Origin of the sequence: Pseudodesulfovibrio sp. (genome assembly GCF_028692895.1) — a bacterium.
Classification (GTDB): Bacteria; Desulfobacterota; Desulfovibrionia; order Desulfovibrionales; family Desulfovibrionaceae; genus Pseudodesulfovibrio.
On sequence record NZ_JAQUWN010000039.1, the window covers coordinates 20,932 to 31,465 of the forward strand.

A 10,534-nucleotide genomic window follows, 5' to 3' on the forward strand; every position below is an offset into this window, starting at 1 on the left:
TTATGGCAGCAGCACAGGGCCCCTACCTGACCGTGGGCGGCGAGGCCTGCCCCGCCATGCGGGCGCGGGTCAACAACATCCACATGGTGGGCATCGGCGGTTCCGGCATGAACGGCATCGCCGAGGTGCTCATCAACATGGGCTTCAACGTGACCGGCTCGGACCTCTCCGCCTCGGCCTCGGTGCGCCGCCTGGAAAAGCTCGGGGCCACCGTCTTCATCGGCCACGGCGCGGACAACGTGGGCGAGGCCGACGTGCTCATCAAGTCCACGGCCATCCCGGACAAGAACCCGGAGCTGGCGGCCGCCCGCGAGCGCGGCATCCCCATCATCCCCCGGGCCGAGATGCTGGCCGAGCTGATGCGCCTGCGCACCGGCGTCGCCGTGGCCGGAACCCACGGCAAGACCACCACGACCTCCCTCCTGGCCACCATCTTCACCGAGGCGGGCCTGGACCCGACGGTCATCATCGGCGGCAAGCTCTCCATGTTCGGCTCCAACGCCCGGCTGGGCGAGGGCGACTACCTCATCGCCGAGGCCGACGAGTCCGACGGCTCGTTCCTCCTGCTCTCGCCCATCATCACCGTGGTCACCAACGTGGACAAGGACCACCTCGATTTCTACAAGGACCAGGACGCCATCGACGAGGCCTTCGCGGCCTTCCTGAACGCCATCCCCTTCTACGGCATGAACGTGGTCTGCGGCGACGACGAGGGCGTGCAGCGCCTCCTGCCCCGCATCAAGCGCCCCTGCCTGACCTACGGCCTGGGCGAAAAGAACCGGCTCCGGGGCGAGATCATCTCCGCCCACCTCCGCTCCCTGTTCAAGGTCTACCTGGACGGCGAGTTCTGGGGCGAGGTCACCGTGGCCCAGCCCGGCACGCACAACGTCCTCAACGCCCTGGCCTGCATCGGCGTGGCCTTGGAGGCCGGACTGGCGAAGGAAGACATCATCAACGGCCTGGCCGACTTTGGCGGCGTGGGCCGCCGCTTCGAGCGCAAGGGCGAAAAAAAGGGCGTGCTGGTCATCGACGACTACGGCCACCACCCGGCTGAAATCCTGGCCAACCTGCGCACGGCCAAGGCGTGCTACCCGGACCGGCGGCTGGTGGTCGCCTTCCAGCCCCACCGCTTCACGCGCACCCAGGCCCTGTTCGGCGAATTCTGCAAGGTCTTCCAGGAGGCGGACGTCCTCCTGCTCACCGAAATCTACCCGGCCAGCGAATCGCCCATTCCGGGCGTGTCCGGCCTCTCGCTGGCCCAGGGCATCAAGCAGGTCAGCGACACCAAGGTCCAGTTCTTCCCGGACTTCGAGTCCCTGGAAAAGCGGCTGGACGACATCCTGATGGCGGGCGACCTGTTCATGACCCAGGGCGCGGGCTCCATCTGGCGCGTGGGCGAGAACTGGCTCGAACGCGCGAACCAGGAAGACGAACCGGCCGTGGAAGGAAACGAGGAATAGCATGGCGCTGGAACTGATCCGCAACCCCTCGCTCTCGGAGCGCACCACCCTCGGCCTCGGCGGCACCGCCGAAGTTGAGCTGGTGGTCCACGAGACCGGCGACCTGGACGAGCTGGCCGCCTTCCTGAGCCGCGGGACCCTGCGCCCCTTCGTCATCGGCAGGGGGAGCAACCTGCTGGTGCGCGACGGCCACCTGGACCTGGCGCTGATCCGCACGGCCACGCCCCCCGGCCCGACCCGGGTGGAGCGCGAGGGCGACCGGTTCATTGTCCGCTGCGGCGCGGCCCAGCGGCTGCCCGGCCTGCTCGGCTGGGCGGAAAAGGCCGGGTTCTCCGGATTGGAAAACCTGACCGGCATCCCCGGCACCGTGGGCGGGGCCGTGGCCATGAACGCAGGCTCCTACGGCACCAGCTTCGGCGACGTCGTGACCCGGGTGCGCCTGTGGTCGCCCGGCCAGGGCCTCTCCTGGGTGGACGCGGCCGACTGCGTCTTTTCCTATCGCAATTTCGCCTGCCCGGCCCATCCGGGCAAATCCCTTGTCTGGGAGGTTGAGCTCGCCTTGACCGAGACCTCGCCCAAAGAGGTCCGCGCCTCCATGCGCGCCACCTACGAGAAAAAACAGGCCACCCAGCCGGTGACCGCCCGGAGCGCGGGCTGCGTGTTCAAGAACCCGGAGGGCAAGGCCGCCGGGATGCTCCTGGACAATGCGGGGATGCGGGGCATGCGCCTCGGGCACATGGCCTTCTCCGACCTGCACGCCAACTTCCTGGTGAACCTCGGCGGCGGGACCCCGGCCCAGGCCCTGGAGCTGCTGGACATGGCCAAAAGCGCCGTGCGCGAAAAATACGGCATCACCCTCGAAACGGAGGTCATTCTGCTATGAGCACCCTGACCCTGGGCAAACAGGGCCGCCTCGGCCTCAACACCCTGAACGGCAAGGCCAACACCCGACGCAAGACCCGGCGCTCCGCCCCCCGGCTGACCGGGCCGGGCCGCCTTGTCATGCGCTCGGTGCTCCTGCTGCTCACCGCCTCCTTCGTGGCCGTGCTCGGCGTGGGCCTGCTCTTCGGCTATCGCTACCTGACCACCAGCACGTATTTCGAGCTTCAGGACATCTCGGTAACAGGCAACGAACGCCTCAACTACGGCGACATCCTCAAGTGCGCGGACGTGGCCCTGGGCCTCAACTGCCTGGAGATGAACGTGGGCGAGGTGGAGGCCCGGCTCTCGGACAACCCCTGGATCGCGGCCGTGACCGTGCGCCGCGAGCTGCCCAACCGGCTGCACATCGCCATCAAGGAAAAGGTCCCGGCCTTCTGGGTCCGCCAGGGCGACGGCCTGTACTTCGCCGACGCCACCGGCAAGGTCATCGCGCCCATGCATCCGGGCGAGACCGCGTCCCTGCCCGTGCTGGAAGTAGCCGACTCCGGGGAGGACGGCGGCGCGGTGCTGACCGGCTTCCTGAAAAGCATGGCCGACCACGAGACGCCCTTCACCCCGGAGCAGACCGCCTGGATTCGGCTGACCAGCGCCCACGAGCTGGAGGTCTACCTGGACGGCCACGACGAGGGCAAGGGACTGACCGTCCGCCTGTCCATGGACCGCTGGCGGCTCCAGTTGGAGCGGGTCAAGATCGCCTGGCGCGACCTGATGCGCCGGGGCGAGTTCAAGGACGCCGCCATCATCGCCGCCTCCGGCGACAAGGTCTGGGTCAAACGCCGGGCCGACGGATAATCGCAAGGAATCACAAGCGCGATGCTTGGACATACAGGGAACTTAAAGAGGAAACCAAGGAGCATATCATGGCCAAAAGCGATCTGATAGTGGGCCTGGACGTCGGCACCACCAAGATCTGCACCGTGGTCGGCGAGGCGAGCGAAAGCGGCGTCGACATCATCGGCATCGGCACCGCCCCTTCCACCGGGCTGCGGCGCGGCGTGGTCGTCAACATCGAAAAGACGGTCCAGTGCATCCGCAAGTCCCTTGAGGAGGCGGAGCTCATGGCGGGCTGCGACATCCGCACCGTCTACGCGGGCATCGCCGGAAGCCACATCCAGGGCTTCAACTCCCACGGCGTCATCGGCGTCAAGGGCGGCGAGGTCACCCAGCGCGACGTGGACCGCGTCATCGAGGCGGCCCGCGCCATCGCCATCCCCATGGACCGCGAGGTGCTGCACACCCTGCCCCAGGAATTCATCGTGGACGACCAGCGCGGCATCTCCGACCCGCTCGGCATGGCCGGGGTGCGCCTGGAGGTCAAGGTCCACATCGTCACCGGCGCGGTGACGTCCGCCCAGAACATCATCCGCTCGTGCAAGCGCGCGGACCTGAACGTCTCCAACGTGGTGCTCGAATCCCTGGCCTCCAGCAAGGCCGTGCTCTCGCCCGAGGAGCGGGAGATCGGCGTGGCCCTGGTGGACATCGGCGGCGGCACCACCGACATCGCCGTGTTCTCCAAGGACTCCATCAAGCACACGTCGGTCCTGGCGCTGGGCGGCCACAACCTGACCAATGACATCGCCTACGGCCTGCGCACCCCCATGCAGTCGGCCGAGGACATCAAGATCAAATACGGCTGCGCCCTGGCCGACCTGATCACCGACGAGGAGATCCTGGAGGTCCCGAGCGTGGGCGGCCGCGAGTCGCGCGCCATGAGCAAGCGCGTCCTGGCCGAAATCTGCGAGCCGCGCTGTGAGGAAATCCTGGCCCTGGTGGACCAGGAGCTCATCAAGTCCGGCTTCAAGAACATGATCGCGGCGGGCGTCGTCCTCACGGGCGGCACCTGCCTCATCGACGGCATGCAGGAGCTGGCCGAGCAAATCTTCGACCTGCCGGTGCGCATCGGCGTGCCGGGCGACGGGCTGGGCGGCCTGCGCGAAGAGGTCATGAGCCCCAAGTACGCCACGGCCGTGGGCCTGCTCCTCCACGGCGCGGACGAGGAGGGCGTGCGCGGCCGCGTGACCATCGAGGAGGAGTCGAGCTTCGACAAGATCCTGGGCCGCATGAAGAAGTGGTTTACGGACATCGCATAGAGGATTTGAGGAAATCTGAAACCGTTTACAGGGAAACCGAGGAACCGGCCCGCTCAGGAAGGCAGGGCCATCGAGGAGGAAGACGCCATGGAATTTTCGGAAATCGTCCATGAAAGCAACGCCAAGATCAAAGTCGTCGGATGCGGCGGCGCCGGCGGCAACGCGGTCAACAACATGATCATGTCGGCCCTCAAGGGGGTCAAATTCATCGTGGCCAACACGGACCACCAGGACATCGACAAATCGATGGCCGAACACAAAATCCAGATCGGCGAGAAGCTGACCAAGGGACTGGGCGCCGGCGCCAACCCGGAGATCGGCCGCAACGCCGCCCTGGAGTCCCAGGACCTGATCCGCGAGGCCCTGGACGGCGCGGACATGGTCTTCATCACCGCGGGCATGGGCGGCGGCACCGGCACCGGCTCCGCCCCCGTGGTGGCCGAGATCGCCAAGGAGATGGGTGCGCTCACCGTGGGCGTGGTCACCAAGCCCTTCTACTTCGAGGGCAAGCAGCGGCTGCGCCAGGCCGAGGATGGCTCGCGCGCCCTGGCCGAGGTGGTGGACTCCATCATCACCATCCCCAACGACCGCCTGCTCCAGCTCGCCGCCAAGAAGGCCAGCTTCTCCGACATGCTCAAAAAGGCCGACGAGGTCCTCTACTACGCGGTCAAGGGCATCGCGGACCTCATCACGGTCCACGGCCTGATCAACCTGGACTTCGCGGACGTCAAGGCCGCCATGTCCAGCTCCGGCATGGCCCTGATGGGCACCGGCATCGCCTCGGGCGAGGGCCGGGCCAAGGAGGCCGCCATGAAGGCCATCACCTCCCCGCTGCTGGAGGACGTCTCCATCGAGGGCGCCAAGGGCGTGCTCATCAACATCACCTGCGGCCCGGACATGCTCATCGACGAGGTCTCCGAAGCCGCCGACATCATCTACAAGGAAGCGCACGACGAGGCCGAAATCTTCTTCGGCACCGTCTTCGACCCCGACGCGGGCGACGAGATGCGCATCACCGTCATCGCCACGGGCATCGAACCCGCCCAGAGCGCGGCCGAGCCCGTCCTGAGCAAGGCCGAGGAGCAGAAGCTCCGCCTGCTCGGACCCCGCGGCATGAAGGCCCCGGCCCAGCCCATGCGCGCCGGGCACCAGAAGGTCATCGCCCAGGACCGCAACATCCCGGCCTACCTGCGCAAGGCGGGCGGCGACCTGAACACCACCGAACTGCCCCAGCAGGCCATGTCCAAACGCGTGGCCGGCGCGGGCCCCGGCGAGGAGGAATTCATCTTCGACGAAGGGGAAGACAACCTCGACGTCCCGGCCTTCATTCGCAAGAATGTCGACTAGGGACCAACAGTAGCGCGTGGAGGTAAGCCGTCATCGGCGCAAGAACCTTGTATCACGGCGTGTCGGAGCCCCAGGCTCCCGACCTCGGCGGGCGATTGCCGGTGGCTCTCGCCGTGCCCGGGGGAGACAAGGCCGCCATCTCGACCCTCGGCTGGCAGGCGGTCTACCGCATGCTGGCGGAGGAACCCGGCCTCGCCGTCGAACGCGTCTTCCCGGACAAGCTGGGGCAGACCGATGGCGACGCACCGAAAACGCGCGAATCAAACAGCCCACTATCCTCATTCCCTGTAATCGCCTGGAGCGCGACATTCGAGGAGGATTTCCTCAACCTCCCTCGAATGCTCCAGGCAGCGGGCGTTCCGCCGCTTGCGGCGGAACGCCCGTGCCTTCCCCTGGTCATCGCGGGCGGGCCCCCGGCCTTCCTGAACCCCGCGCCCGTCGCGCCGTTCATCGACGTCTTCTGGGTCGGCGAGGCCGACGACCACTTCATCCCCTTTTTCCGCAAGCTCCGCGCCCTGGTCTTTGACGGCGCGGACAGGGACGCCATCCTCGACGCCATCAAGGACGACCCCGGCATCTGGGTCCCCGGCCGGTCGAGGACCCCGGTCAGGCGGCTCCACACCGGCGCGCCCGGCCTGCTGCCCGACCCGGCCTTCTCCTGCTTCGTCTCGGGCCGGGCCACCTTTCGCGACACCATGCTCCTGGAGGTCAACCGGGGCTGTCCTTACGGCTGCCGCTTCTGCGCGGCGGGCTACATCTACCGCCCGCCCCGCCATGCGGACATGGCCGAGCTCCAGCGCATCGTCGAGCTGACCGACCCGCCCAAGGTCGGCCTGGTGGGCACGGCCCTGACCGACTGGCCGGACCTGCTCCCCTTCCTCAAGTGGCTGCACGGCAAGGGCAAGAAATTTTCCCTCTCCTCCATGCGCGCGGACGGCGTCACCGAGGAGCTGCTGACCTACCTGCGCGAGCGCGGCATCCGCACCGTCACCCTGGCCCTGGAGGGCGCGAGCGAGCGGCTGCGGCGCATGATGAGCAAGAAGCTCAAGATCGAGGATTTCCTGAACGCGGTGCGCCTGTGCGCGCGGCACGGCGTCAACCACCTCAAGCTCTACCTGATCGCGGGCTGGCCCGGCGAGACGGACGAGGACTACGCCGAGCTCGCCGCCCTGCTGGCCGAGATCGTGCGCATCCGCTCCGAGGAGCCCGGCGGCCGCAAGAGCCATTTCATGCGCATCACCATCGGCGTCAGCTCGCTGGTGCCCAAGCCCTTCACGCCGTTCCAGTGGGCCCCCATGGCCTCGGAGGCCGCCCTCTCGGCCCGCATGAAGCAGCTCACCAGGATGGCGAAGCCCTACAAGGGCATCACCCTCCAGCACGACGACCCCTTCCAGGCCAGGCTCCAGGGCCTGCTCTCGCGCGGCGGCGAGGAGCTGGCCCCCTTCATCCTCCTGGCGGCCGAGCAAGGCGGCTGGAAAAAGGCCCTCAAGCTTTGGGACGGCGACCCCTTTGCGATCCTGGACCGCGAGCGCGCCAAGGACGAGCCCTTCCCCTGGGAGGTCATCGACGTGGGCGTGCGCCGCGACCACCTCTGGAAGGAATGGGAGCGCGCCAAGGAGGCGCGGACCAGCCCCGGCTGCTCAAAGCAGGGGTGCGAGAAGTGTGTCGGGTGCGGGGTGGAGAAGGGGTAGTATCGTATGCAAAATGCACCGCTTTCTCCCGATAGCGATTCAAACAACTCTATGACTGAAAAGGAATCGTACGGCCTATTCACCCCGGTTACACACAAGGATGAATAGGCCACCAAGCACCAAACTTCCTTACTTCAACCTTTATAGCACACCGACGGTTTACGTTTAAGAATTATTAACCCCTTCACCATTTCCGTTTTCTAAAGCCTTTGCTGCCTGCTCGCCAGCCTTCGCATACTTATATATATAATTTACATACCTATTAATTTCATCGCTAAGTTCTTGCCGCTTGCCTTCAGCTTTTGCAAGCTGCAATTGCTTCGTCCGAGTTGAAATAGCTTTTTTGGCACCTTGAACAGAAGAAGGCGGATTGTAAGCCATGTTAATTCCCCTTATTATCGGTTTTAAAATTTCAATTTATTGTATTTAGATGAAAAATGAAGTGCTGTCCAACATTATATTAGCATATTGCGTATTGAAAACTTAATCGCACTGCGGTTTTTCACTTTCGCCCCTTTTGGAAGCTGCCCTTTGCCACTACAACTCTCACTAAACGGTCTGCATCTCTGCCGTACATTTTTACGATCAGCGATAATACGTTGAGATTACCGATGATTTATTTTAATGGATATTCGGAGCTTTGTTTTCGGATATTATGCACCAGAAGCCTTGCGGATACGCTCCTATGAAGCAATCAACCTCTCAAATGGGACCAATAACACCCGTCACGAGGCTGACTATATTTCATCAAATATCCGCTCACTCCACGGCCGCGTCGCGCGAGTATCGGCGGAGAATCTTCTGGAAGGTCCCGTCCGCGACGATGGCTTGCAGGGTTTCCTGAAGCTCCTTTTGGCGCGCCACCAAGGCCGATGTGCGGGAGAGGCAGATGTGGCTCGGCTTGCCCTCCAGCTTGAACGGGGACTTGCTGAGCTGGAGCTGGCGGGTGCGCAGGAGATAGTCCCCCTGGAACTCCGGGAGGATGACCAGGTCGTTGCGGCCGAACAGGACCTTTTGAACCGCAATATCGTACGTGCGCACGATCTCAATCGTTACGCCGGGCGCGGCTTCGATGACGCGGTTGTAGTCCCTGCCCAGGGTGGTGGCCACGCTCTTGCCGCGCAGGTCGTCGAACTGAACGATCCTGTTCTTCTGATCCTTGTAGTAAAACGCCTTGGGCTCGGCGGGCAGCTCCGCCGCCGTGTATATCATGTAGCAGGCGCGCTCGTCCGAATAATTGGGGCCGGGCATCATGTCGGCATTGCCCTTGCGCATCATGTCCAGGGCGCGCTTGAAAGGAACGTTCACGAACGTGGGGGTGAACCCCATGCGTTTGCCCATTTCCTTGATGGTGTCGAAATAAATGCCCGACGCCCCGCCCTGCGCAAAAATCCGGAATGGCGGAGATTGGTCCCCGACAACGATTACCGTCTGGTCGACGGCGCTCGCCTCTGCCGTGAACAGGCACAGGACAAGGGCGATACAGGTTGTCATCCGCAGTGGCATACTTGATTTTCTATCGGCTTGATTGCTTGCATTCAATCACTTTCTGACTGGTCGGCAGCAAAAACAATCGTGGCTGTGAATAACAAATGGAATTAGCCGGATAGGGCAGCCGAGTGTAACTGTCAAATATCGCGGGCCTAAACGCGCTCTTCAATGCTCCCTGATTTCCCTTTTCTTGGAAAGGCAAAGCAGAAAGGCAGCCACGGCGCCGCCCCCGGTGATCCGGAGGCGGCCTCTTCATTTCTTATGGATGGCGGCTAAATCGTCGCCGAATGGATGTCGCAGCCGGGCCGCTGCACGGTGCGGTGGTACGTAACGGCAGGCTTGCCGAAGGCCATGACGCAGACGATGACGTGGTCCGCAGGGATTCCCAGCAGGTCGCGCAGCTCCGGGCACACGGCCGAGATGACCGCGCGGGCGATGCCGTCCCAGACCGTGCCCAGACCGTGGCTCGACGCCAGCAGGTCGAAATAGCTCATGACGATATGGCCGTCGGCCATGGGCGAAAGGGCGGTCTCCGGAGCCGTGGCCAGCAGGACGTGCGGCGCGCCCCGGAAGATGACGTCCTCGTCCTTCCGGCCGTTTTTCAGGTAGTCGCCGATGCGCTCGTACCCGGCCGGGATGGTCCCGTCGCGCAGCCGCTTGAGGGCCGCGTCCGTGGCCGCCCTGCGCAGCCGGTCCATGGCCGCCGGGTCGTCCACCACCGTGAGCCGCACCGGCCGCCGGTTCACGGCCGTAGGCGCGTGGGACGCCACTTCGAGCAGGTGGCGGATCAGGGCCGGGTCCACCCCTTCCTTCTTGTAGCGGCGGACCGAGCGGCGGCCCATGAGGAGCGTTTCCATGCGCCCCGGGTCGGGCATACCGCCCTTGAGCGGCCGCCCGGCCTCCGGGTCCAGGCCGAAGACCGACAGCGCGCCTGCGGGACACACGGCCAGGCAGTGCTGGCACTCGATGCACAGCCCCTCTCGCTCCGGGACGACCATCGGCAGGCCGTCGCCGTCCTCGCCGATGACCCCGGCGAAACAGTCGCGGGCGCACTCGCCGCAACGGATGCACTTTTCCGTATCAACCTTGAATTGCAGCATTATTCCTCCCCTTTCGATGGGGGTTGGCCGTTCTTTTGTGCCCCGAGCATACGCCATGGTGTCGGCATGGCAAGCAGGCACAATTTTGTTCGATACTTACCTGTTGGTAGGAATCTCGTGATTCCGGAATGTTGCGAAAACAGCATCCGCCTCTGACCGTTTCACCGAAACGCCGGTTGACATATCCGCCTAAGCGGATATTTACTGAAGCCATGGAACGTCTCGCGAATCGTCTCAAGGGGCTGGGCGACCCGACCCGGCTGCGCGCGCTGGCGCTGCTGGCGGGCGGGGAGCTGTGCGTCTGCCACCTCATGGCCGCGCTGGAGCTGCCCCAGTCCACGGTGTCGCGCCACATGGCGTTCCTCAGGCGGGGCGGCTGGGTGGAGAGCCGACGCCGGGGCAAATGGGTCTAC

The 10,534-nt window shown here is 64.8% G+C and carries 10 protein-coding genes; 7 read left to right on the forward strand and 3 right to left on the reverse strand.

Going from position 1 to position 10,534, the window contains the following annotated elements; genetic code table 11:
* The first annotated feature begins 2 nt into the window (after positions 1-2).
* The 6 genes from murC (at position 3) to PHP91_RS10810 (ending at position 7,530) form a co-directional block, all read left to right on the forward strand.
* The gene (gene murC, locus PHP91_RS10785; protein ID WP_300140401.1) at positions 3-1,460 is read left to right on the forward strand and encodes a UDP-N-acetylmuramate--L-alanine ligase; all 1,458 of its coding nucleotides are present in this window, start codon (positions 3-5) and stop codon (positions 1,458-1,460) included.
* A gap of 1 nt (position 1,461) precedes the next feature.
* On the forward strand, positions 1,462-2,343 hold the full coding sequence (gene murB, locus PHP91_RS10790; RefSeq protein WP_300140403.1) for a UDP-N-acetylmuramate dehydrogenase: 882 nt from the start codon (positions 1,462-1,464) through the stop codon (positions 2,341-2,343).
* A complete protein-coding gene (locus tag PHP91_RS10795; protein WP_300140405.1) occupies positions 2,340-3,194 on the forward strand; it encodes an FtsQ-type POTRA domain-containing protein in 855 nt (284 codons plus the stop codon). Before murB ends, PHP91_RS10795 begins: the two co-directional genes overlap by 4 nt.
* Before the next feature lie 68 nt (positions 3,195-3,262).
* Positions 3,263-4,492, forward strand: coding sequence for a cell division protein FtsA (gene ftsA / locus PHP91_RS10800; protein ID WP_300140407.1), 1,230 nt, complete (start codon positions 3,263-3,265; stop codon positions 4,490-4,492).
* 87 nt (positions 4,493-4,579) lie between these two features.
* Positions 4,580-5,839 (forward strand): cell division protein FtsZ, encoded by a 1,260-nt coding sequence (ftsZ, locus tag PHP91_RS10805; protein ID WP_300140409.1) that lies wholly within the window; start codon positions 4,580-4,582, stop codon positions 5,837-5,839.
* Between the two features lie 32 nt (positions 5,840-5,871).
* On the forward strand, positions 5,872-7,530 hold the full coding sequence (locus tag PHP91_RS10810; protein WP_300140419.1) for a radical SAM protein: 1,659 nt from the start codon (positions 5,872-5,874) through the stop codon (positions 7,528-7,530).
* 165 nt (positions 7,531-7,695) lie between these two features.
* On the opposite strand, the gene PHP91_RS10815 is transcribed toward PHP91_RS10810, so the two are convergent.
* The 3 genes from PHP91_RS10815 to PHP91_RS10825 all read right to left on the reverse strand — a co-directional run bounded on the left by PHP91_RS10815 (position 7,696) and on the right by PHP91_RS10825 (position 10,121).
* Complete coding sequence (locus tag PHP91_RS10815) at positions 7,696-7,911, reverse strand: hypothetical protein (protein WP_300140411.1); 216 nt, start codon at positions 7,909-7,911, stop codon at positions 7,696-7,698.
* A 378-nt stretch (positions 7,912-8,289) separates the two neighbouring features.
* The gene (locus tag PHP91_RS10820) at positions 8,290-9,024 is read right to left on the reverse strand and encodes a transporter substrate-binding domain-containing protein (RefSeq protein ID WP_300140413.1); all 735 of its coding nucleotides are present in this window, start codon (positions 9,022-9,024) and stop codon (positions 8,290-8,292) included.
* Positions 9,025-9,293: 269 nt separating this feature from the next.
* Positions 9,294-10,121: a nitroreductase family protein gene (locus PHP91_RS10825; RefSeq protein ID WP_300140415.1), complete on the reverse strand. Its 828-nt coding sequence runs from the start codon at positions 10,119-10,121 to the stop codon at positions 9,294-9,296.
* A gap of 212 nt (positions 10,122-10,333) precedes the next feature.
* Between PHP91_RS10825 and PHP91_RS10830 the strand changes: the two genes are divergently transcribed.
* On the forward strand, positions 10,334-10,534 hold a 201-nt coding region (locus PHP91_RS10830), incomplete at its 3' end, for a metalloregulator ArsR/SmtB family transcription factor (protein WP_300140417.1).

Excerpts from the sequence above, each read along its gene's own strand:
- murC (WP_300140401.1), top strand. The coding sequence starts at position 3 with ATGGCAGCAGCACAGGGCCCCTACCTGACCGTGGGCGGCGAGGCCTGC.
- murB (WP_300140403.1), top strand. The coding sequence starts at position 1,462 with ATGGCGCTGGAACTGATCCGCAACCCCTCGCTCTCGGAGCGCACCACC.
- PHP91_RS10795 (WP_300140405.1), top strand. The coding sequence starts at position 2,340 with ATGAGCACCCTGACCCTGGGCAAACAGGGCCGCCTCGGCCTCAACACC.
- ftsA (WP_300140407.1), top strand. The coding sequence starts at position 3,263 with ATGGCCAAAAGCGATCTGATAGTGGGCCTGGACGTCGGCACCACCAAG.
- ftsZ (WP_300140409.1), top strand. The coding sequence starts at position 4,580 with ATGGAATTTTCGGAAATCGTCCATGAAAGCAACGCCAAGATCAAAGTC.
- PHP91_RS10815 (WP_300140411.1), bottom strand. The coding sequence starts at position 7,911 with ATGGCTTACAATCCGCCTTCTTCTGTTCAAGGTGCCAAAAAAGCTATT.
- PHP91_RS10820 (WP_300140413.1), bottom strand. The coding sequence starts at position 9,024 with ATGACAACCTGTATCGCCCTTGTCCTGTGCCTGTTCACGGCAGAGGCG.
- PHP91_RS10825 (WP_300140415.1), bottom strand. The coding sequence starts at position 10,121 with ATGCTGCAATTCAAGGTTGATACGGAAAAGTGCATCCGTTGCGGCGAG.